The sequence below is a fragment of the Allobosea minatitlanensis genome (assembly GCF_964020775.1).
The window spans coordinates 1,118,808-1,138,872 of the sequence record NZ_OZ224509.1; the positions used below are offsets into that span (position 1 = coordinate 1,118,808).

General features: G+C 68.9%; 18 protein-coding genes. 8 read left to right on the forward strand and 10 right to left on the reverse strand.

The window, feature by feature from the left end:
* Nucleotides 1–92: 92 nt before the first annotated feature.
* Complete coding sequence (locus tag ACWH43_RS05315; protein ID WP_158443423.1) at nt 93–767, forward strand: hypothetical protein; 675 nt, start codon at nt 93–95, stop codon at nt 765–767.
* 121 nt (nt 768–888) lie between these two features.
* Here the strand turns inward: ACWH43_RS05315 and ACWH43_RS05320 are convergent, their stop codons facing one another.
* Nucleotides 889–1,185, reverse strand: coding sequence for a hypothetical protein (locus tag ACWH43_RS05320; protein ID WP_158443424.1), 297 nt, complete (start codon nt 1,183–1,185; stop codon nt 889–891).
* A 286-nt stretch (nt 1,186–1,471) separates the two neighbouring features.
* Between ACWH43_RS05320 and ACWH43_RS05325 the strand changes: the two genes are divergently transcribed.
* On the forward strand, nt 1,472–1,792 hold the full coding sequence (locus ACWH43_RS05325) for a DUF4156 domain-containing protein (RefSeq protein ID WP_158443425.1): 321 nt from the start codon (nt 1,472–1,474) through the stop codon (nt 1,790–1,792).
* A gap of 219 nt (nt 1,793–2,011) precedes the next feature.
* Here the strand turns inward: ACWH43_RS05325 and iolB are convergent, their stop codons facing one another.
* The 8 genes from iolB to ACWH43_RS05365 all read right to left on the reverse strand — a co-directional run bounded on the left by iolB (nt 2,012) and on the right by ACWH43_RS05365 (nt 12,934).
* Nucleotides 2,012–2,809 (reverse strand): 5-deoxy-glucuronate isomerase, encoded by a 798-nt coding sequence (gene iolB, locus ACWH43_RS05330; protein WP_158443426.1) that lies wholly within the window; start codon nt 2,807–2,809, stop codon nt 2,012–2,014.
* 136 nt (nt 2,810–2,945) lie between these two features.
* Nucleotides 2,946–3,830 carry a myo-inosose-2 dehydratase gene (gene iolE, locus ACWH43_RS05335; RefSeq protein WP_158443427.1) on the reverse strand — a complete coding sequence of 295 codons (885 nt, stop codon included), beginning with the start codon at nt 3,828–3,830 and terminating at the stop codon, nt 2,946–2,948.
* 126 nt (nt 3,831–3,956) lie between these two features.
* Nucleotides 3,957–5,807 carry a 3D-(3,5/4)-trihydroxycyclohexane-1,2-dione acylhydrolase (decyclizing) gene (gene iolD, locus ACWH43_RS05340; RefSeq protein ID WP_158443428.1) on the reverse strand — a complete coding sequence of 617 codons (1,851 nt, stop codon included), beginning with the start codon at nt 5,805–5,807 and terminating at the stop codon, nt 3,957–3,959.
* Nucleotides 5,808–5,934: 127 nt separating this feature from the next.
* A complete protein-coding gene (locus tag ACWH43_RS05345; protein WP_158443429.1) occupies nt 5,935–7,869 on the reverse strand; it encodes a bifunctional 5-dehydro-2-deoxygluconokinase/5-dehydro-2-deoxyphosphogluconate aldolase in 1,935 nt (644 codons plus the stop codon).
* 118 nt (nt 7,870–7,987) lie between these two features.
* Nucleotides 7,988–8,866: a MurR/RpiR family transcriptional regulator gene (locus ACWH43_RS05350; RefSeq protein ID WP_158443430.1), complete on the reverse strand. Its 879-nt coding sequence runs from the start codon at nt 8,864–8,866 to the stop codon at nt 7,988–7,990.
* A 172-nt stretch (nt 8,867–9,038) separates the two neighbouring features.
* On the reverse strand, nt 9,039–9,842 hold the full coding sequence (locus tag ACWH43_RS05355) for an SDR family NAD(P)-dependent oxidoreductase (protein WP_158443431.1): 804 nt from the start codon (nt 9,840–9,842) through the stop codon (nt 9,039–9,041).
* Nucleotides 9,843–10,000: 158 nt separating this feature from the next.
* Nucleotides 10,001–11,020 (reverse strand): TRAP transporter substrate-binding protein, encoded by a 1,020-nt coding sequence (locus tag ACWH43_RS05360; RefSeq protein WP_158443432.1) that lies wholly within the window; start codon nt 11,018–11,020, stop codon nt 10,001–10,003.
* A gap of 45 nt (nt 11,021–11,065) precedes the next feature.
* The gene (locus tag ACWH43_RS05365) at nt 11,066–12,934 is read right to left on the reverse strand and encodes a TRAP transporter large permease (protein WP_158448039.1); all 1,869 of its coding nucleotides are present in this window, start codon (nt 12,932–12,934) and stop codon (nt 11,066–11,068) included.
* Between the two features lie 254 nt (nt 12,935–13,188).
* On the opposite strand from ACWH43_RS05365, the gene ACWH43_RS05370 reads away from it, so the two are divergent.
* Genes ACWH43_RS05370 through ACWH43_RS05380 form a run of 3 tightly spaced genes read left to right on the forward strand, consistent with a single transcriptional unit; the run spans nt 13,189 to nt 16,531 of the window.
* Nucleotides 13,189–14,052, forward strand: a complete 864-nt coding sequence (locus tag ACWH43_RS05370) for an IclR family transcriptional regulator (RefSeq protein ID WP_260349297.1) — start codon at nt 13,189–13,191, stop codon at nt 14,050–14,052.
* Complete coding sequence (locus ACWH43_RS05375; RefSeq protein WP_158443435.1) at nt 14,049–15,683, forward strand: acyl-CoA synthetase; 1,635 nt, start codon at nt 14,049–14,051, stop codon at nt 15,681–15,683. The genes ACWH43_RS05370 and ACWH43_RS05375 overlap by 4 nt, the downstream gene beginning before the upstream one ends.
* Nucleotides 15,680–16,531 (forward strand): PCC domain-containing protein, encoded by an 852-nt coding sequence (locus ACWH43_RS05380; RefSeq protein WP_158443436.1) that lies wholly within the window; start codon nt 15,680–15,682, stop codon nt 16,529–16,531. Before ACWH43_RS05375 ends, ACWH43_RS05380 begins: the two co-directional genes overlap by 4 nt.
* Nucleotides 16,532–16,732: 201 nt before the next feature.
* On the opposite strand, the gene ACWH43_RS05385 is transcribed toward ACWH43_RS05380, so the two are convergent.
* Nucleotides 16,733–18,358 carry an acyl-CoA synthetase gene (locus ACWH43_RS05385; RefSeq protein WP_158443437.1) on the reverse strand — a complete coding sequence of 542 codons (1,626 nt, stop codon included), beginning with the start codon at nt 18,356–18,358 and terminating at the stop codon, nt 16,733–16,735.
* A gap of 155 nt (nt 18,359–18,513) precedes the next feature.
* On the opposite strand from ACWH43_RS05385, the gene ACWH43_RS05390 reads away from it, so the two are divergent.
* From ACWH43_RS05390 to ACWH43_RS05400, 3 genes are read left to right on the forward strand one after another with little or no spacing between them, the layout of a single operon-like run.
* Nucleotides 18,514–18,786 (forward strand): AbrB/MazE/SpoVT family DNA-binding domain-containing protein, encoded by a 273-nt coding sequence (locus ACWH43_RS05390; protein WP_158443438.1) that lies wholly within the window; start codon nt 18,514–18,516, stop codon nt 18,784–18,786.
* Nucleotides 18,783–19,178, forward strand: a complete 396-nt coding sequence (locus ACWH43_RS05395; protein ID WP_158443439.1) for a type II toxin-antitoxin system death-on-curing family toxin — start codon at nt 18,783–18,785, stop codon at nt 19,176–19,178. The genes ACWH43_RS05390 and ACWH43_RS05395 overlap by 4 nt, the downstream gene beginning before the upstream one ends.
* Nucleotides 19,175–20,062, forward strand: coding sequence for a BKACE family enzyme (locus ACWH43_RS05400; RefSeq protein WP_158443440.1), 888 nt, complete (start codon nt 19,175–19,177; stop codon nt 20,060–20,062). The genes ACWH43_RS05395 and ACWH43_RS05400 overlap by 4 nt, the downstream gene beginning before the upstream one ends.
* Nucleotides 20,063–20,065 lie beyond the last annotated feature (3 nt).

The window sequence follows — 20,065 nt, forward strand, 5'->3', positions numbered from 1 at the left end:
ATGACGCCGTGCTTTTCCTGGCACCGGGGGGAACCCACCCGCGCCTGCCGGGTTCAGTGGCCATGACCCTGTTCAGAAACGGAGCATCCGCGATGGCCAACACCAACAGCTTTCCCCCCGACGTGCCGCGGGACTTCGACGAGGCGCGCGAGGAAGCCGGCGCGACGGTGCGCAGCTTGCGGGACAAGGCCGGCGAGATCGCCGACAAGGCCGGCGAGGCGGTGAAGGAGCGCTATGCCCGCGCCAAGGACGCGGTGAGCGAGGCCGTCGGCGACGCCGACCCGCTGGAGACGGCGCGCCAGGGCGGGCAGGCGGTCGTGAACGCCGTCGAGCGGCATCCGCTGGCGACCCTCGGGCTCGGGGCGCTCAGCGTCGGGCTGATCGCCTGGGCGGCGCTGCGCAGCAACGCGCCGGCCTCGCGCTGGGAGCGCTACCAGCCGGATTACGGCCGCTGGCGCGGCTGGCTGCAGGATTACGGCTCGAGCGCCGCCGATGCCGGCGACCGCGCGCTCCAGGCCGGCAGCAAATGGCTGCGCAGCCATCGCGGCGAAGCCGAGGATTACGCCGAGCGGGCCGGCGACTATGCGGCGCGGGCGCGCGAATACGCCGATCGCGGCGGGCGCATGCTGGTGAAGCGGGCGGAGCGCGAGCCGGTCGCGGCGCTGATCGGCGTCGGCATCGCGGTCTATCTTCTCGGCTCGCTGCTGACCTCCGGCCGCGCCGAGGCCGAGCCGGCGGCGCCGCGGCGCCGGACGGCCAAGCGCTGAGCCATCTGCGGCGGCCATTCGCCGCCTGCAAAAAGCGCCTGCAAAAAGAAAGCCCTGCGGCGAGCCGCAGGGCTTTTTTCGTCCGGTTCGGAGGCCTGCCCCGGAGGGCAGGCCGATCCGATCACCACCAGTAGCGGCGCGGACCCCAGTAACCGCGATAGTAGTGACGATCGGCGCTGGCGGCGATGGCGCCACCGACCACGCCGGCGGCGACGCCGGCCGCGACGGCCGAGCCCGCCTCGTTCGACGCGCGGCGGTTCTCGACATAGTTCGCCGAGCGGCACTGCTGATAGGCGCGGGTGCCGGGGCGGAAGCCCTGGGCCTCGCAGGTCACTTCGGCGTCGGCCATCGATTCCTGCGCGGTCTGGCAACCGGCGAGAAGAGCGGCCATGGCCCCTACGATCAGAATGCTACGCATATTGGTTCCTTTGCAGCCTCCCATTGGCCTGCCCGGACTTAAAAGCAGCCGTGTGGGCAGGTCAAGAATGAGCGTGGCGGTTGAGTTAAGTTCACACGGCTGTTTTTCGGCAATTGTTGCGGATCGCCGGCGCGACGGGACGGGGCCGGGCCGCTCCGGCCCGGATGTCGCGGCCGGAGCGATGCCGGAGCTTCGCCCGCGGCGCCGGGCCGGCATTTGTGTGCGGGCTTGCATTTGTGCGAAAGCGGCGGAACATGTGTTCGATGCCCCCCAGAGAGACCTTCCGGTGAAGATCAAGCCGCGTTTCCCGATTCTTCTTCCCGCGCTCCTGCTCGGCGCCTGCGCCTACCAGACCTCGCGCAGCAGCATCGTCGTGGTGACCAATACGCAGGGCGTCGTCGAGAACTGCCAGAAGCTGGGCGAGATCGACGGCGCTTCCGGCTATGGCGCGATCCTGCCCCTCGACAAGAATCGCGAGATGACGCTGACGCGGCTCAAAATCCGCGGCGCCGAGATGGGCGGCACCCATGTCTTCTCGGACATCGCCGACATCAAATGGGCCGGCGGCAAGACCACCGGCACCGTCTACAAGTGCAATCCGGGCTAGCGTATCGGACTGAATATCGTGTTCAGTCCGATACGCTAGCTCTTTGATTTTGCATCGGCTTTTCCCGAAAACCGCGTTCCGCTTTTCGGGCCGATGCTCTCGATCGCCGGGCACGCTGCGGGCTCCCTCCCATGCGCGCCCTCCCGGGCCGCGCATGGGTGATGGAACCGGCAAGTCGCCATCGGCGCGTCCTGCGTTCGAAGGAGTTGTCCGCTCCGCTCAGCCCTTCAGCAGCCATTCGTGCTCGGCGGCGTTGTGGAATTTCCAGATCCGCTTCGGGCCGGCCATGACGTTGAGATAATACAGGTCGTAGCCATGGCAGGTGGCGCAGGGATGGTAGCCCTTCGGCACCAGCACGACGTCGCCATCCTCGATCGCCATCGCCTCGTCGAGGCTGCGGTCGTCAGTATAGACCCGCTGGAAGCCGAAGCCCTGCGGCGGGTTCAGGCGGTGGTAATAGGTCTCCTCCAGTTGGGATTCGCGCGGCAGGTCGTCCCGGTCGTGCTTGTGCGGCGGATAGCTGGAGGTGTTGCCGGCGGGGGTGACGACCTCGACCACGAGCAGCGAATCGGCCGGCTCGGTCTCGGGCAGGATATTGGTGACGTGGCGGGTGTTGGCGCCCTTGCCGCGCACCTCCTGGCCGAGATCGTCGGGGCCGATGACGCGGACCGGCAGCCCGCCGCCGAGCCCCGGCGCGGTGCAGACCGCGAGCTCGAGATCGGTGGCGGCGGCGACGGACCAGTCCGTGCCCTGCGGGACATAGACCGACCAGGGCTTGCCGTCGAAGGGGCTCATGCGCCCGCCGAGCTCGCCGAGCTCCGTGCCGCCGGCCGCGACCCTGCCCTTGCCGGTGACGAAGACGAGGCAGGCCTCGCGGCCGCCCGTCGCCGCCGAGACCGTCTCGCCCGGCTTCAGGCGGTGCAGGTCGAAGCCGACATAGGTCCAGCCGGCGCTTTCGGGGGTGACATGGGTGACGCGGCCATGCGTGCCGGTGGGTCTGACCTTGAGGTGGGACATCGGCTGTTTCCTATGCGTTGGGCAGGTCATGCGCGGGCCGGCCCGAGCATCTCCCGCCGAAGGGGTGTTGCGCCTTTCCTGGCCGCGATTCCCGGGCCTGCGCCCGGCTTCGCCCGAGAAAAGCGGCGTGGGTCGTTCAGGCCAATCCCGCTTCCTTGACGAAGCGGCTGAGATTGGCATGGCCGAGCCTGGCATAGGCCGCCGGTTCCGCCTTCTTCGGATCCTGCTCGGCCTCGACCACGATCCAGCCGGAATAGCCCTGCAATTCCTTCAGCACGCGGACATAGTCGATCAGCCCGTCGCCGGGCACGGTGTAGACGCCGGCGAGGACGGATTCGAGGAAGGACCAGTCCTCGCGGTTGGAGCGCCACATCACCGCCTCGCGGATGTCCTTGCAATGGATGTGATGGATGCGCGCCTTCCAGTGGCGGGCGATGCGGGCGGGGTCGCCGCCGCCCCAGGTGGCGTGGCCGGTGTCGAGCAGCAGGCCGACGGCCGCGCCGGTGACGCCCATGAAGCGGTCGATCTCGGCCTCGGTCTGCACCACCGTGCCCATATGGTGGTGATAGACGAGCTGCAGGCCGTGTTCGGCCTGCACCGCCTCGGCGAAACTGGTGTAGCGCGAGCCGAAATCGTCCCATTGCGCCTTGGGCAGGACGGGCCGCGCCGAGAGCGGCTTCGTGATGTCTGAATGGATCGCGTTCGAGGTCTCGGCCGCGATCAGCACCGTGCAGCCCATCTCGCGCAGCAGCGTCGCATGGGCCTTCACGGCCGCCATCTCGGCGGCGACGTCGCGGACCAGCAGTTCCGTCGAGTACCAGCCCGAGACCAGGGCGTGGCCATGGGCGTCGAGGATCGGCTTCAGCCGCGCCGCCTCGCGCGGGAACTTGTTGCCGAGCTCCATGCCGGTGAAGCCGGCTTCGCGGGCCTCCTTCAGGCAGGTCTCGAGCGGGATGTCGCCGCCGATCTCCAGCATGTCGTCATTCGACCAGCCGATGGGGTTTGCGCCGATGCGGATCATATGAATCTTTCCTGATGATGGTCTCTGCCGTCATTGCCCGCGTGGCGAAGCCATCCGGGAGGACTTGGCGCTCCGCCGCCCCTGGATGGCTTCGTGGCTGCGCTCCTCGCCATGACGGTCATGCTTCTACTCACCGATGCGCTGCTGCTTGCGGCGTTCGTCGTAATGCGCCCGCGCCGTGCGGACCTCGGCGCGCGCGCTGACCTCCGGCACCGCGACATCCCACCAGGCGCCGCCGGCGCCGGTCGAGGCCAGCGGGTCGGTGTCGATGACGACGACCGTGGTGCGGCTGTTGGCCTTGGCCTGCGCCAGCGCGGTTTCGAGCTCGGCGATGGAGGCTGCCTTGACCGCGATCGCCCCCATGCTGGCGGCATGCCGGACGAAGTCGATCTCCGGCAGCGTCTCGTGCCGCGCGTCCTTGAGCAGGTTGTTGAAGCTCTCGCCCCCGGTCGCGTTCTGGAGGCGGTTGATGCAGCCGAAGCCGCGATTGTCGAGCAGGACGATGGTGAGCTTCAGCCCCAGCATCACCGAGGTCGCGATCTCGGAATTGAGCATGAGATAGGAGCCGTCGCCGACCATGACGACGACCTCCTTGTCAGGCCGCGCCATCTTGGCGCCGAGCCCGCCGGCGATCTCGTAGCCCATGCAGGAATAGCCGTATTCGGCATGGTAGGAGCCGGGCGAACCGGCCCGCCAGAGCTTGTGCAATTCGCCGGGCAGCCCGCCGGCGGCATGGAGCAGGACGACATCCGCGCCGAGGGCCCGTTGGACCGCGCCGATGACCTGCGCGTCCGAGGGCAGGGCGGCGTTGCCGGCGGCGGTCGCCTTGTCTGCCTGCCCGCGCCATTCGGCCTTGCCGGCTTTGGCGTTCGCGGTCCAGCTCTCGGGCGCCTTCCAGCCGCCGATGGCCTGCGCCAGCTCCGTCAGGCCTTCGCGGGCATCCGCGACGAGGGGGAGGGCGCGGTGCTTGCCGGCGTCGAAAGGCTGGACGTTGAGGCCGACGATCGTCTTCTCCTGCGCTCCGAACAGGGCCCAGGAGCCGGTGGTGAAGTCCTGGAGCCGCGTGCCGACCGCGAGGACGAGATCGGCCTCGGCGGCGAGGCGGTTGGCGGCTTCCGTGCCGGTGACGCCGACCGCGGCCATGTTGAGCGCGGCGTCGTCGGGCAGGGCGGACTTGCCGCCTTGCGTCTCGCAGACGGGTACGCCGGTCGCTTGCGAGAAGCGGGCCAGTTCCTCGCTCGCGCCGGAATAGAGCACGCCGCCGCCGGCGACGATCAGCGGCTTTTTCGCGGTTTTCAGCGCCGCGGCCGCGGCTTTCAGCTCGTCGCGGTCGGGGCGGGGCCGGCGCGGCGTCCAGAGGCGCTCGGCGAAGAAGCTCTCCGGGTAGTCATAGGCCTCGGCCTGCACGTCCTGGCAGAGGGCGAGCGTCACCGGCCCGCATTCGGCCGGGTCGGTCAGCACCTGCATGGCGCGGGCCAGCGCGGGAACGATCTGCTCGGGCCGGGTGATGCGGTCGAAATAGCGCGAGACGGGGCGGAAGCAGTCATTGGCCGAGACGGTGCCGTCGCCGAAATCCTCGACCTGCTGGAGGACCGGGTCGGGGATGCGGCCGGCGAAGACGTCGCCCGGCAGCAGCAGCACCGGCAGGCGGTTGACATGGGCGAGCGCGGCGGCGGTGACGAGGTTCGTCGCGCCGGGGCCGATCGAGGTGGTCGCGGCCATGAAGCGGCGGCGCATGTTGGCCTTGGCATAGGCGATGGCGGCGTGCGCCATGGCCTGCTCGTTATGGGCGCGGAAGGTCGGCAGGCGCGCGCGCTCCTGCCAGAGCGCCTCGCCGAGGCCGGCGACGTTGCCATGGCCGAAGATCGCCCAGACGCCGCCGAAGATCGGCAGGCGCTCCCCGTCGATCTCGGTCATCTGCGCGGCGAGGTAGCGCGTCAGCGCCTGCGCCATGGTGAGGCGGATGGTGCGGGTCATGTCGGCTTCCGACTCTTTGCAACAAGTGACGATGTCATCACGGGCGCGTGCACCGAGGCGCTTGTCATTCCGGGTTCGCGCCTGCGGCGCCCCCGGAAAGACAGAGGTGGTTCCCGGCCGAACACTCCTACGCCGCCTTGCGGCCGCGCGTGGCGAGCCAGAGGCCGGTCAGCGCCTCGAAGCGCCCGGCCATGTCGGCGATCGCCGCCTCGTCGTCGAGCTTGCCGGCAAGCCAGCCCTCGGCGGCGTTCATGAAGATGGTGCGGCCGACGGCGAAACCCTTGACGATGGCGGCGCCCGCCGTCGCGGCGAAGCCGGCCTCCAGCTCCTCGGCCGGGGCGTCGAGCCCGAGCAGCAGCACGCCGCGGCACCAGGGATCGTGCCTGGCGATGGTCTTCTCGACCGCCGCCCAGGCGGCGGGAGAGGATTGCGGCTCCAGCTTCCACCAATCGGGCCTGATGCCGAGCGCATAGAGCTCTTCCAGCGCGCGGGCGACCGTGTCGGGGCCGAGCGGGCCGTTCTTGCCGGCGATGATCTCGACCAGCAATTCGCGCCCGACCTTGCGCGCCGCCTCGAACAGGCCGCGCAGCTTCTCCTGCTGCTCGCGCTTCAGCTCGGCGGGGTCGTCGGGGTGGTAGAAGCAGAGCGCCTTGATGCAGTGATCGACCGGCCATTCCGGCAGGAGCGAGCCGATATCCTGGCTGGTCTCGAAGCGCAGGGGCCGCGAGCCCGGCCGCTCGACCGGGCGGCCGAGCCAGGTGAAGGGATGGCGGGCGAATTCGAACATCGCCTCGCGGCCATGCTTCTCGTCGAGCAGCATGCCGTAGCCGGGCCGGCCATCGGCGACGCGGGCGGCGGCCTTGACCGCCAGCACCTTGAAGCCGCGGATGCGGGCCGGGTCGGCGCCGAGCCGCTCGGCCAGCTCTTCGAGCTGGGCGCGGTGATCGCAGGCCAGCGCCATCAGCGAGGGGATGTCGCGCCGGCGCGTCGTGGCCCAGTGGATGTGGTTGATGGCCTCGTCCTTGCGCAGGGCGCGATGCGGGCTGCCATGCGCGAGGAAATACTGCAGCTCCTCGAAGGTCGGGCTTTCGGGCGAGCAGAGCAGGCGCGAGACGGCGAAGGCGCCGCAGGCATTGGCCCAGGTCGCGGCGGTAGCGAGGCTTTCGCCGCCGAGCCAGCCGCGCAGGAAGCCGGACATGAAGGCGTCGCCCGCGCCCAGCACGTTGTAGACCTCGATCGGGAAGCCCTTGCCGACGATGCCGTCCTCCAGATCGTCGGAGATGGCGCCCTCATAGACGATGCAGCCCATCGGGCCGCGCTTGAGCACGATGGTCGCGGGCGTCAGCGCGCGGATCGTCTTCAGGGCCGGCAGCAATTCGCTCTCGCCCGAGGCGATCAGCACCTCCTCCTCCGTGCCGACGATCAGGTCGCAGCCGGGCAGCACCGTCTTCATCCGCTCCGAGACCGCCTGCGAGGCGATGTAGCGGTTGTCGCCGGCGTCGTGACCGGCCAGCCCCCAGAGATTGGGGCGGTAGTCGATGTCGAGCACGACCTTGCCGCCGGCCTGGCGCATCAGCGCCATCGCCTTGCGCTGGGCGGCCTCGGGCCCGGGCCGGGCGAAATGCGTGCCGGTGACCACCAGGGCGCGGGCCCTGGCGAGGAAGGCGGGGTCGATGTCGCCCTCTTCCAGAGCCATGTCGGCGCAGTTCTCGCGGTAGAACAGCAGCGGGAAGGAGGTGTCGCTCTCGACCGAGAGAATGGCGAGCGCGGTCAGCCGTTCGGGATCGGTCTTCAGCCCGTCGAGATTGACGCCCTCGCGGGCGAGCTGCTCGCGCAGGAAGCGGCCGAACTGCTCGTTGCCGACGCGGGTGAGAAGGGCCGAGCGCAGGCCGAGCCGCGCCGTGCCGATGGCGATGTTCGCCGGGCAGCCGCCGACCGATTTGGCGAAGGAGGCGACGTCCTCCAGCCGCGAGCCGATCTGCTGTCCGTAGAGATCGACCGAGGCGCGGCCGATGGTGATGACGTCGAGCGCCTGCGTCGATCCGCTGAGCGGTCCCGTCATATGATCCTCCCGGCTGCGCTGCACGCCAGGCCGGACGGCCTGGTCGCCGGTATGAAATGATAATTCCATTATTTCGTCAACGCGGAATATATATTCCTAATCAGGCCCGCGCTCCGCTTCAGGCGCGGCCGCGGCGCCTGCCCTTGCCCGCGCTTTTGCCGGCGCCGGCGCGGCGGGCCTCGCCGATGCCGACGGCGAGCGCCATCGCCAGCGCCATCGTCGAGGACAGCGTGCGGAAGCCGCCGAAATCGGCCTCCGCCACCTCGAACCACAGCCTGGCGACGTTGGCGAGCGGCGAGAAGGCGCTGTCGGTGATGGCGACGAGCGGCACGCCGCGCTCGGCGAGGCCGCGGGCATCCTCCACCGTCGCCGGCGCATAGGGCGAGAAGCTGACGACCAGCACGGCGTCCTTCGGCGTGGCGAAGGCGATCATCTCCGGGTCGAGCCCCGCCGCCGACTCGACGAGCTGGTAGCGGACGCCGAGCTTGCCCAGCGCATAGGCGAGATAGCTCGCGACCGGATAGGAGCGGCGGCGGGCGACGATATAGAGGGTCTCGGCGCCGGCCAGCAGCGCGATGGCGCGGTCGAGCGTGCCCTCGTCGAGGCTGCGGCTCATCACGTCGAGCGATTTGCGCGAGGCGGTGAGGAAGCCGTCGAGGATGCGGTGGTTGCCGGCGGCGCCCTCATCGGCGCGCAAGGTGTTGAGCCGCTCCTCATAGCTGGAATTGCGCTCGCGCAGCCGCTCGCGGAAGACGACCTGCAGGCTGGTGAAGCCGTCGAAGCCGAGATGCTGGGCGAAGCGGATCAGCGTCGAGGGCTGGACGCCGGCCGAGACCGCGATGCTGGCGGCGGTGCCGAAGGCGATCTCGTCGGGGTTGTCGAGCGCATAGGCGGCGATCTGGGCGATGCGCTTGGGCAGGCTCTCGCGCTGGCCGAGGATCAGCGCGCGCAGGCCGTCGAAGTCGCGCGGCAGGTCCGCTGTCGCCGTCTCGCTCATCCGAACTCCGTTCCCCTTGCGGATTCCCGTCGCCGTTCTTTCTGGCAGCGAAGCCGGAATGGAGCAAGCGTTCCAGCCGGGGAATGAACAGTCGATGCTCGAGGGAGGTTCCAGCGTTCCTCGCGGAAGATCCTCAGGATGAGCCCGAGAAGGACGGGAGATGGTTCCGGGCTCAGCCGAGCGGCGCGGTGGCGCAGCTCTGGCCGCCATCGACCGGCAGGCAGATTCCGGTGATGAACTTCGCCTCGTCGGAGGCGAGGAAGACGGCGGCGTTGGCGATGTCCCAGGCTGTGCCCATCTGGCCGAGCGGCACCAGCGCGTTGCGGGCGGCGACCATCTCCGCGACCGAGGCGTATTGCGTGGAGATCTGCCTGTAGATCAACGGCGTGTCGATCAGCCCCGGCATGATGCAGTTGGCGCGGATGCCGGCCCTCGCATACTGCATCGCCAGCGCGACCGTCGCCTGGTTCACCGCCGCCTTGGTGGCGTAGTAGGCGAAGTAGGGATAGCCGGTCCAGCGGATCGCCGCGAGCGAGGAGATGTTGACGATGGCGCCGCCGCCGCCCTTCAGCATCGCCGGGATCGCCGCCTTGGCGCAGCGATAGACCGAGCCGAGATTGAGCTGGAGCGAGGCCTCGAACTGCTCTTCCGAGAGTTCGACCGGCCCGCCCATATGGGTGACGCCGACATTGTTGTGGAGGATGTCGAGCCGGCCGAAATGCCGTGCCGTCTCGGCGACGCAGGCCTCGACCGAGGCGAGCTCGGTGACGTCGGCGGCGAGCGCCAGCGCCCGGCCGCCTTCGCCGGCGATGATCGCGGCGGTTTCGGCGGCGGCGTCGCGGTTGAGGTCGATGCAGGCGACGCCGGCCCCCTCGCGCGCATAGGCGACAGCGGCGGCCTTGCCGTTGCCCCAGCCCGGTCCGGAGGAGCCCGCGCCGAAGACGATGGCGATCTTGCCCTTCAGCCGGTCGGCCATGGTGGTCGGTCTCTCGATAGAAGACAGATGCGCGAGTCAGCCCGGACGAGCGGCGAAGCCGCGCCGATCCGGGATCCATGCCTGCGCCGTTCCGGCATGGATCCCGGGTCTTCGCTTCGCTGCGCCCGGAATGGCTTGCGTGCGGTGATGGGCGTGGCTCAGCTCAGCGGGCTGCCGACGGCCTTCTCCAGGATGGCCCAGGCCTCGTCGCCATACTTCTTCTTCCACTCGGCGTAGAAGCCGGCCTTGCGCAGCGCGTCGCGGAAGGCCTCGGCCTTGGGCTCGTTGATGGCCATGCCCTTGGAGGCGAGCTCGCCCTGCAGGCCGGCATTGAGCTTGGCGACGTCCTCGCGCTCGAGCAGCGCGGCGGCGTTGATGTTCCTGGCGACGATGGCGCGCAGGTCCTCGGGCAGCTTCTCCCAGGCGCGGCGGTTGGCCAGGAACCAGAAGCCGTCCCACATATGGTTGGTCAGGGAGAGGTATTTCTGCACCTCGAAGAGCTTGGCCGTCGAGATGATGGCGAGCGGGTTCTCCTGGCCGTCGACGATCTTGGTCTGCAGCGCGGTGTAGACCTCGGCGAAGTTGATCGAGGCCGGGGCCGACTGGAAGGCCGTGAACATCGAGGTCCAGAGCGGCGAGACCGGCACGCGGATCTTGAAGCCCTTGAGGTCGTCGGGCGTGTTGATCGGGCCCTTGGACGAGGTGATCTGGCGGAAGCCGTTGTCCCAGATCTTGTCCATGACGACGAGGTTGGCCTTGTTGATCTGGCCGCGGACATAAGTCCCGAGCTCGCCGTCCATCGCCTTCCAGACCGCGTCGTAGTTCGGGAAGGCGAAGCCGATGCCCGAGAGCGAGGCGTTGGCGACCAGGGTCGACAGGATCAGCGGCGAGAGCGTGAAGAACTCGACGCCGCCCGAGCGGACCTGGCTCAGCATGTCGGTGTCGGAGCCGAGCTGGTTGTTCGGGAAGATCTGGATCTCGACGCGGCCCTTGGTCTCTTCCTTGATCTTCGCCGCCGCCTCGTTGGCGCGCTGGTTCATCGGATGCGCGACCGGCAGGTTGTTGGCGTATTTATAGGTGAACTCGGCGCTCTGGGCGTTGGCGCGGCCGATGTGGAAGGTGCCGATGGCGGAGGCGGCGGCGGTCGCCTTGAGCAGGCTGCGGCGTGAGATGGTCATGGGCGTTTTCTCCTTGGGCTCTTGGTTTCTTGTCCGGCGAGGCGGCTACAGCACCCAGGTCGAGAGGCCGGGGACGAGGGCGATGACGACGAGGCCGACCAGCAGCGCGACGAGATAGGGCCAGATCGCGCCCATCGCCTCGTCGGGCGAGACGTTGCCGATCTTGCAGGCGATGTAGAAGCCGATGCCGATCGGCGGCGTCATCAGGCCGATATTCATCGCCGTGACCACGACCATCGAATAATGGATGTCGTTGATGCCGAGATTCTTGGCGATCGGGAACATCAGCGGCGCCATCAGCACGATCGCCGGCAGGCCCTCCAGCACGCAGCCGAGGATCATGAAGACGACGATGGTGACCGCCATGAAGGTGAGCCAGCCGCCGGGCAGATTCGCCATGAAGCTGGCGAGGTCGCGGGCGAAGCCGGTCTGCGTCAGCGCCCAGGCCATGGCCAGCGCCGTGCCGAGGATCATCAGGATCGCGCCCGAGAGCGCGGCCGTCTCGACCAGCATGCGGTAGAATTTCGGCAGGCCGATGCCGCCATAGAGCACGATGCCGATGACCAGCGCGTAGAGCACGGCGATGGTCGAGACCTCGGTGGCGGTGGCGACGCCGCCGCCGACCGCGGCGCGGATGATGAAGGGCAGCACCAGGGCCGGCGCCGCGATCAGCGCGACCTTGCCGATCACCGCCAGCGGCGCGCGGCGCACGCCCTTCATGTCCTCCGCCATCGCCTTCCAGCGGGCGAGGCCGGCGAGCGCGACCAGCAGCACGCCGGCGATGACGAAGCCGGCGTTGAACAGCCCGGCGATCGACACGCCGGCGACCGAGCCGAGCACGATCAGCACGATCGAGGGCGGCACCGTGTCGGCCATGGCCGCGCCGGTGGAGAGCAGCGCGATCAGGTCCTTGGGCTTGTAGCCGCGGCGCTTCATCTCGGGGAACAGGGCCGGCGCCACCGTCGCCATGTCCGAGACCTTCGAGCCGGAGATGCCCGAGACCAGGAAGAGCGAGCCGAGCAGCACATAGGACATGCCGGCGCGGACATGGCCGAGCAGCGAGGCGAGGAAATCGACGATCGCCTTGCCCATGCCGGTGGCGTCGAGCACGCAGCCGAGCAGCACGAAGATCGGCACCGAGAGCAGGATGATGCTCGACATGCCCTCGTCCATGCGCCCGACCACGACCATCATCGGGACATTGGTCGAGAACACCAGGAAGCAGAGCGTGCCGAGCCCGAAGCAGAAGGCGATCGGCACGCCCGCGACGAGGCAGGCGGCGACGACGCCGATCAGGAAGATCAGGATGTTGAAATAGCCGAGCCCCTTCAGCGTCGGCCCGAGCAGCCAGAAGGCGAGGCCGAGCCCGCCCACCAGCAGCCCCGCCCAGGCGAGATCGGCGAGGCGCGCGGTGCCGAACAGATAGCGCAGCGTCAGCAGCAGCATCAGCGCGATGCCGGTCGGAATCGCCGAGACCCGCCAGCTATTGGGAATGTTGAGCGCCGCCGAGGTGACGTAGCTCTCCTCCACCGCATATTCGATCGACGGATCGACCATGGCGGCCAGGAAGGCGGCGACGGCGACGAGCGCAAGCGTCTCGACGAAGCCGCGCAGCCGCGCCGGCATCAGGCCGACGAAGAGCGTCAGGCGCAGATGCTCGTTGCGGTCGATGGCGATGGCCGCCCCCAGCATGGCGAGCCAGATGAAGGAGATCGAGGCGACCTCGTCGACCCAGACGAAGGGCAGCGAGAAGACGTAGCGCGAGGTGACGCCCAGCAGCAGCACGCAGATGATGAAGGCGACCAGCGCCGCCGCGACGATCTCGACCGGGCGCATGATCGCCGAGCCGGGGCGCGCGTCCTCGTTCTCGCTCAGGTTCTCGGGGATCGACAGCGTATCGACGGCGTCGGCCATGCCGCGGTCTCAGCGCCGGATCGGCGGGCGCGTCGCGCCCGCCATGCGGGTTGCCTTGCAGCTCATCGTTTCGTCCTCCCTCCGCGCCGGTCTTGCGATGCAGACGGCGTCGATCGTGGTCCACACTGTGAATGGCTACGCAGCGGAACGTCGGCGAGATTACACGAGGGAGGCCGCATTGCAATCCGCAAAGCGCCAATCTAGGGTTAGTCCATAAGAACAAGGTCCATATCGTGGACTTACGGGAGGATTGCTTGCCGCAAAGTGCCGTGACCGGCGCCGGATTGTCCGGTTCGCAGAGCGTGGACCGCGCGCTCGGCCTGCTTTCGCTGATCGGGCGCGAGCCGGCCGAGGGGCTGCCGCTCGGCGAGATCGTCTCCGGCAGCGGGCTCAACAAGCCGACGGCGCGGCGGCTGCTGCTGGCACTGATGCGGGCCGGGCTGGTCGAGCAGGAGGCGCAGACGCGCCATTATTGCCTGGGCGAGGAGGCCTTCGTGCTCGGCGTGCTGGCGGCGCGGCGCCACAGCCTGCTCGAGCTGGCGATGGACAGCCTGCGCCGGCTTTCCGGCGAGACGCAGGATACGAGCTTCCTTACCGTCCGGCGCGAGAACTACGCGATCTGCCTGCACCGGGAGGAGGGGACCTATCCGGTGCGCACCCATGCGCTGCAGGCCGGGGACCAGCATCCGCTCGGCGTCGGCGCCGGTTCGCTCGCGCTTCTCGCCGCATTGCCGGACGCGGATGTGGACCGCATCGTCGCGGCCAACGAGGCGGCGCTGCTGGCGCGCTATCCCGGTTTCCCGCCCGATGCGGTCCGGGCCGATATCGTGCAGACCCGCGCGCGCGGCTTCTCGCTCAATCCCGGCCGGCTGGTCGCCAGCTCATGGGGCATGGGCCGGGCCTTCCGCTATCCCGACGGCCGCGTCGCCGGCGCGCTGTCGCTCGCCGCGATCGACAGCCGGATGACGCCGGCCCGGCAGGCCGAGCTCGCGACGCTGCTGGCCCGCGAGGGCGCGCGGATGGAAGCGCTGCTGGCGCGGATGTTCCTATCGAAACCGGGCGGGAAGCCCGTGGCGGCGGCCGTGCCGCGCAGGATCGAGACAGGGAGAGCCAAATGAGCTCCGCAACCGCAGCCCCCGCCGGGGGCGTCGTGCCGATGTCGCGCCGGGTGATGAACCTCGCCCATATCGTGACCCAGAACGCCCGGCGCCTGCCGGGCCATGCCGCCTTCATCCAGGGCGATCTGCGGCATGACTGGGCGGCGTTCGACACGCAGGTCTCGGCGCTGGCCGCCGGCCTGAGGGCACGCGGCATCGGCAAGGGCGACCGCGTGCTCGTCCATTCCAAGAACTGCGACACGATGTTCGTCTCGATGTTCGCGACCTTCCGGCTCGGCGCCGTCTGGGTCCCGACGAATTTCCGGCTGATGCCCGACGAGGTCGCCTATCTCGCTTCGGCTTCGGGCGCGAAGGCCTTCCTCTGCCATGGCGACTTCCCCGAGCATGCGGCGGCGGTCGCGGCGGCGAGCCCGGCGCCGGCGTTCATCTGGCGGATCGGCCCGGGCAGCCTCGGCGAGGACGAGGCCGGGGCGGTGATCGCGCGCCATCGCGGCGAAAAGGTCGAGAGCGTCGCGGTCGAGCGCGACGATCCCTGCTGGTTCTTCTTCACCTCGGGCACCACCGGGCGCTCCAAGGCGGCGGTGCTGACCCATGGCCAGATGAGCTTCGTGGTGACGAACCATCTCTGCGACCTCGTGCCGGGCTCGACCGAGGCCGACGCCTCGCTGGTGGTGGCGCCGCTCTCGCATGGGGCGGGCGTGCACCAGCTCATGATGTCGGCGCGCGGCGCGACCTCGATCCTGCTTTCGACCGAGCGCTTCGACGTCGACGAGGCCTACCGGCTGATCGAGCGCTACCGCATCAGCAACATCTTCACCGTGCCGACGATCCTGAAGATGCTGGTCGAGCATCCGGCCGTGGACCAATACGATCATTCGAGCCTGCGCTACATCATCTATGCCGGCGCCCCGATGTATCGCGAGGACCAGAAGGCGGCGCTGAAGAAGCTCGGCAAGGTGATCGTGCAGTATTTCGGGCTGGGCGAGGTCACCGGCAACATCACCGTGCTGCCGCCCGCCCTGCACGAGCCGGAGGACGGGCCGCATGCGCGCATCGGTACCTGCGGCTTCGAGCGCACCGGCATGCAGGTGCAGATCCAGGACGATGACGGCAAGGAGGTCCCGCCCGGCGTGCAGGGCGAGATCTGCGTCATCGGCCCCGCCGTCTTCGCCGGCTATTACGACAACCCGGAAGCCAATGCGAAATCCTTCCGCGACGGCTGGTTCCGCACCGGCGATCTCGGCCATATGGACGAGCAGGGCTTCGTCTACATTACCGGCCGCGCCTCGGACATGTACATCTCCGGCGGCTCGAACATCTATCCGCGCGAGATCGAGGAGAAGATCCTGACCCATCCGGCGATCGCCGAGGTCGCGGTGCTCGGCGTGCCCGATCCGGTCTGGGGCGAGATCGGCATCGCGGTCTGCGTGGCGCGCCCCGGCCAGGGCGCGAGCGAAGGCGAGATCGCGGAATTCCTCGGCGCCAAGATCCCCCGCTACAAGATGCCCAAGCGCTTCCTGTTCTGGGAGGCGCTGCCGAAATCCGGCTATGGCAAGGTGCCGAAGCGCCTGGTCAGGGACGAGCTGGAGAAGCGCGGCGAGCTCGACTTCCTGAAGGGGAAGGCGTCGTGAGGCGGATCGAGCAGCCCGGCACCGGCACGCCCGAGCGCATCCAATGGGTCGAATGCGGCGGGCGCGCCGTCTCGCTGACGCTGCCGGCCGGGATGCCGCTGCTGGAGGCGGTGCGGGAGGGCTTCGCGGCGGCGGGCTTCGCCTCGGGCACGGTGAAGCTCGACGGGCTGGCGCTTTCGCCCTTCGCCTATGTGATGCCGGCGCTGTCGAAGACGCCGGAGCATGCGGCTTTCTACAGCGAAACGTTCCGGCCTGCGGGCGGGGCGCGCATCGAGCGCGGCGTGATGACCTTCGGCCGGCGCGATGGGGCGCCGTTCTTCCATGCGCATGCGCTGTGGGTGGAAGGCGACGGCAAGCGCAGCGGCGGGCATATCCTGCCGGAGGAGACGATCGTCGCCGAGACGATCACCGTGCCGGCGCTCGGGCTCGACGGCGCGGCCTTCGTCGCCGAACCGGACGGCGAGACCCATTTCAAGCTGTTCGGGCCCGTGCCTGCGCCCGCGGCCGGGCCGCGGAAAGGGCGCTTCTTCGCACTCCGCATCAAGCCGAATGTCGATTTCTGCGGGGCGCTGGAGGCGTTCTGCGCCGAGCGCGGCATCCGCGAGGCGGCGGTCCATGGCGGCGTCGGCTCGACCATCGGGGCGCGCTTCGCCGATGGCGGGAGGGTCGAGAATTTCGCGACCGAGGTCGCGATCACCGCGGGGCGGATCGGGGCCGGCGCCGGCGGGCTCGCGGCTGCGATCGACGTCGCGCTGGTGGACTATGCCGGCGCGCTGGCGAGCGGGCGGCTGGTCCGGGGCGACAATCCGGTGCTGATGACCTTCGAGCTGGTGCTGGAGGCGCGCTGACGTTTTTCCAGAACCCGCGGGGAACCCTCTCCCGGAGGAAGAGGGCAGGGTGAGGGGTAGGCCGCTCACCGTGTTTGCTGTGAGGCGGTCGCTGCTGCGGTGAGGGCGTGCCTAACTGGTCCAAGGGCCTACACCTCACCCCTGCCCCTCTCCTTATAGGAGAGGGGTTCCTCGCACCCCAAGCCTGCTGCCCCTTGCCTTTCAGCCGCCCCGCTGCTTCGCGATCTCGCGGTTGCGCAGCTCCTTGCGCATGATCTTGCCGGTCGCGGTCAGCGGCAGCTCTGTCACGAATTCGACCTCGCGCGGATACTGATAGGCCGCCAGCCGGTCGCGCACGAAGGCCTGGATCTCGGCGGCCAATGCGGGCGAAGGCGTCACCCCCGGCTTCGGCAGCACGAAGGCCTTGACGATCTCGGTGCGGACCGGATCGGGCACGCCGATCACCGCGACCATCAGCACGGCCGGATGGCGGATGATGCAGTCCTCGATGTCGCCCGGCCCGATGCGGTAGGAGCCGGAGGAGATGATGTCGTCGTCGCGGCCCTGGAACCAGAAATAGCCTTCCTCGTCGCGCGCGCCGGTGTCGCCGGTGACGAGCCAGTCGCCGATGAACTTCGCCGCCGTGGCCTCCGGCTGGTTCCAGTATTCCAGCATCATCACCGGATCCGGCCGTGCGACCGCGATCAGGCCCTGCTCGCCGGGCGGCAACTCGCGACCCTCGGGCGAGATCACCGCGACGCGGTGGCCGGGCACGGTGCGGCCCATCGAGCCCGGCTTGACCGGATAGAGGCCGGCGCAATTGGCGACGAGCAGATTGGCCTCGGTCTGGCCGTAGAACTCGTTGACCGGGAAGCCGAAGGTCTCGCGGCTCCAGTCGAGCATGTCGACGCCGAGCGTCTCGCCGCCGGTCCCGATCGAGCGCATATCGTAGCCGAAGCGCCTGGGATCGCGGACCTGTCGCATCAGCTTGAGCGCGGTCGGCGGCAGGAAGGCGTTGCGGACCTTGTGCCGCGCCATCAGCGCGAAGGCGGCCTCGGGGTCGAATTTGCGGGCGCGCGAGGCGAGCACCGGCACGCCGCAATAGAGGCTCGGCAGCAGCACGTCGAGCAGGCCGCCGATCCAGGCCCAGTCGGCCGGGGTCCAGAACAGGTCGCCCGGCTGCGGGAAGAACTCCTGCGGCATCTGCACGCCCGGCAGATGGCCGAGCAGGACGCGGTGGGCGTGCAGCGCGCCCTTCGGCTTTCCGGTGGTGCCGGAGGTGTAGATGATCAGCGCCGGATCGTCGGCACGCGTGTCGGCGGCGGTGTAGCTGTCCGAGGCCTTCGCCAGCTCGGCCTCGAAATCGGGATGGCCGGCGCCGCCGACGACGAGGATCTTGCGCAGGTTCGGCAGGGCGTTGCGGATCGCCTCGACCTTGCCGATGTTCCCGGCATCGGTGACGAGCACGCTGGCGCCGCTATGGCCGAGCCGGTGCTCCAGCGCCTCCGGCCCGAACTGGATGAACAGCGGGAGCGCAATGGCGCCGCGCTTGTAGGTGCCGAGATGGGCGATCGCGGTCTGCGGCGATTGCGGCAGGAGGATGCCGACGCGCTCGCCCGCCCCGATGCCGTGATGGGCGAGGAGATTGGCGAAGCGGTTCGAGGCGCGGGCGAGGTCGTCGAAGGAGAGCGTCGCGACCCGGCCAGCCTCCTCCTCGAAGATCAGCGCCGGTTGGCCCGAGCCGTCGGCATGGGCATCCGAGCAGGCGGTGCCGATGTTGAAGCGCTCGGGAATGCGCCAAGCGAAGCGGCGCAGCGTGTCGTCATAGGTGGTCCCGCGTTCGAGCATGTCGTCATCCGTCTGCTGAGGCTTGCGACACTAGATTCGCCATCGGGGGCGTCTGACAAGGCGACGGCGGGCCTCAGCCCGGCATAACTTTCGTTATAACCGTGCGTATGTTATACGCGTGATATAACGCCATTGCCTTCAGAAAGAATTTCGCGATGAACAAGCAGAACCCTCCTGCGACCGAGCGTGGCAGCGAGAATGCCAAGGTGCTGCAGATCCGGAAGATCGGCAACTCGCTTGGGCTGATCCTGCCGCGGGACGTCCTCGCGCAGCTCAAGCTCTCCGAGGGCGATAAGGTCCATCTGGTCGAGCAGGCCGGCGGCGGCTTTCGCTTCGTCAAGCAGAAGCCGGATTTCGACAAGGCGATGGAAGCCGCGCGGCGCGGGATGAAAATCTATCATAACGCCCTGGCGGAACTCGCGAAGTGATCGAGCCAAATTGGCTGTCGGACGAGATCATCATCGCGATTCACGACGAGCAGCTCGCCATTCATGGCGGGGGAGCAGGATTGCGCGATGAAGGCATGCTCGTCTCGGCGCTCGAACGACCGATCAACAAATGGTCCTATGACAACGCCGGGCTGCCCGAGCTCGCCGCTGCCTACGCATTCGGGTTGGCGAAAAACCATCCCTTCATCGACGGCAACAAGCGAACCGAGCTGCTCGCGCTCTACACCTTCCTCTACATCAACGGCGTCGACTTCATCGTGCCGGAGGCCGATGCCGCCGCCGCGATCCTCGCGCTCGCGGCGGGCGAGGTCGACGAGGACGGGCTGACGCGCTGGATCCGCGACAACTGGCCGAAGGATATGCCTGCATGACCGAGCCGATCTGGATCGAGGCCGCGATCAACGGTCCCTGGGGCAAGGAACGCCAGCCGGGCATCCCGATCGCCATTCCCGACATCGTCGCGGACGGCATCGCCGCCGTGGAGGCGGGGGCCGCGATCGTGCACCTGCATGTCTACGACGTCGCGACCGGGCGCCAGCGCGACGACTGGGAGCTCTATGCGCAGGCGATCGAGGGCATCCGCGCCAGGGTCGACGCCATCGTCTATCCGACGATCCCGATCCTCGGCTCCGGCTATGCCGGCGACATGCATGAGTCCGGCCGCTACACCCATCTGGAGGAGCTGGCGAAGCGCGGGCTCGTCGAATGGGGCGTGCTCGACCCCGGCTCCTGCAACTGGACGAGCTTTGACGGCATCCCGCAGGGAGAGGCCGGCTTCATCTACCAGAATCCGGGCGAGCATATCCGCGAGGGGATGGCGGTGGCGCAGCGCCACAAGGTGCATCCGAGCTATGCGATCTACGAGCCCGGCTTCACCCGGCTCGGCGCTGCGCTGGCCAGGGCCTATCCGGGCCTGCCGATGCCGATCTACCGGTTGATGTTCTCCGACGCCTTCGCCTGGGGCTTTCCGCCGCGCGAATGGGCGCTCGACGCGCATCTGAAGCTGCTGGCGGAAGCCGCGCCCGGCGCGCCGGCGATGATCGCCGGGCTCGGGGTCGATCTGGCCGACCTGATCGGCCCGGCGGTGGCGCGGGGCGTCCATGTCCGCGGCGGGCTGGAGGATGCGCCCTTCGGCTGCGAGAAGACCAACGCGCAACTGATCGCGCAGACGCTGCGCCGGGTCGAGGCCGCCGGCGGTCGCGCGGCGCGCGTCGACGAAGTACGAAGCAGCCTCGCCCGGATGGGCGGCGCCTGAGAA

Excerpts from the sequence above, each read along its gene's own strand:
- iolD (WP_158443428.1), bottom strand. The coding sequence starts at position 5,807 with ATGACCCGCACCATCCGCCTCACCATGGCGCAGGCGCTGACGCGCTAC.
- ACWH43_RS05360 (WP_158443432.1), bottom strand. The coding sequence starts at position 11,020 with ATGACCATCTCACGCCGCAGCCTGCTCAAGGCGACCGCCGCCGCCTCC.
- ACWH43_RS05390 (WP_158443438.1), top strand. The coding sequence starts at position 18,514 with ATGAACAAGCAGAACCCTCCTGCGACCGAGCGTGGCAGCGAGAATGCC.
- iolE (WP_158443427.1), bottom strand. The coding sequence starts at position 3,830 with ATGATCCGCATCGGCGCAAACCCCATCGGCTGGTCGAATGACGACATG.
- ACWH43_RS05385 (WP_158443437.1), bottom strand. The coding sequence starts at position 18,358 with ATGCTCGAACGCGGGACCACCTATGACGACACGCTGCGCCGCTTCGCT.
- ACWH43_RS05400 (WP_158443440.1), top strand. The coding sequence starts at position 19,175 with ATGACCGAGCCGATCTGGATCGAGGCCGCGATCAACGGTCCCTGGGGC.
- ACWH43_RS05355 (WP_158443431.1), bottom strand. The coding sequence starts at position 9,842 with ATGGCCGACCGGCTGAAGGGCAAGATCGCCATCGTCTTCGGCGCGGGC.
- iolB (WP_158443426.1), bottom strand. The coding sequence starts at position 2,809 with ATGTCCCACCTCAAGGTCAGACCCACCGGCACGCATGGCCGCGTCACC.
- ACWH43_RS05315 (WP_158443423.1), top strand. The coding sequence starts at position 93 with ATGGCCAACACCAACAGCTTTCCCCCCGACGTGCCGCGGGACTTCGAC.
- ACWH43_RS05375 (WP_158443435.1), top strand. The coding sequence starts at position 14,049 with ATGAGCTCCGCAACCGCAGCCCCCGCCGGGGGCGTCGTGCCGATGTCG.
- ACWH43_RS05320 (WP_158443424.1), bottom strand. The coding sequence starts at position 1,185 with ATGCGTAGCATTCTGATCGTAGGGGCCATGGCCGCTCTTCTCGCCGGT.
- ACWH43_RS05345 (WP_158443429.1), bottom strand. The coding sequence starts at position 7,869 with ATGACGGGACCGCTCAGCGGATCGACGCAGGCGCTCGACGTCATCACC.
- ACWH43_RS05350 (WP_158443430.1), bottom strand. The coding sequence starts at position 8,866 with ATGAGCGAGACGGCGACAGCGGACCTGCCGCGCGACTTCGACGGCCTG.
- ACWH43_RS05365 (WP_158448039.1), bottom strand. The coding sequence starts at position 12,934 with ATGGCCGACGCCGTCGATACGCTGTCGATCCCCGAGAACCTGAGCGAG.